This window comes from Gluconobacter sp. P1D12_c, assembly GCF_018812105.1.
Taxonomy (GTDB): Bacteria; Pseudomonadota; Alphaproteobacteria; order Acetobacterales; family Acetobacteraceae; genus Gluconobacter; species Gluconobacter oxydans_A.
This window is the reverse complement of record NZ_JACSIQ010000240.1, coordinates 1-553: the sequence shown is the minus strand read 5'-3', so window position 1 is coordinate 553 and position 553 is coordinate 1. Positions and strand designations below refer to the sequence as shown.

The 553-nt window shown below is 59.7% G+C and carries 1 pseudogene; it reads left to right on the top strand.

Annotation, left to right across the window (positions count from 1 at the left end):
• Window positions 1–553 (top strand): annotated as a pseudogene (locus KP705_RS16535) (Tn3 family transposase); the annotation flags it as partial.

The window sequence follows — 553 nt, the reverse complement described above, 5'->3', positions numbered from 1 at the left end:
GCCTGGAGTGTGTACGATCCCTGAACCTCGACAGCGCTCGCGCCACGACCATACCGCGTGTGGCCTTTGACCGTTTGAGCGAAGAAGCTGCCCGGATTACGCCCCAGCATCTGGCCGAGCTTCGGTCATCCCGTCGTTACGCCATTCTGGTGGCAGCCGGGGTCCGACTTGAGGAGGTTCTAACCGACGCGGCCCTCACAATGATGGACAAACTCCTCGGAAGCATGATGCGCCGTGCCGAGCACCGGATCCGTGACAAAGCGATTGTCACCATGCGATCGTTGCAGGCCCAGCTTCGTCTGCTGACAACCTCTTGCCGTCATCTGATTGAGGCCCGTGATCAGGGCGTTGATTCACTGTCTGCCATTACGGGAATTGACTGGCCCCGCCTCCAGGACGCCATCGGCAGGGCTGAAACCCTGACAGCTCCAGAGACCATTGATCGCACGGCCGAACTGATCAACCGGCATCGCTCTCTTCGTCCTGCCATTGGTCCATTCCTGAACGCGTTCCAGTTTCAGGGTGGTCGCACGGTACAGGGATTACTGAAGGC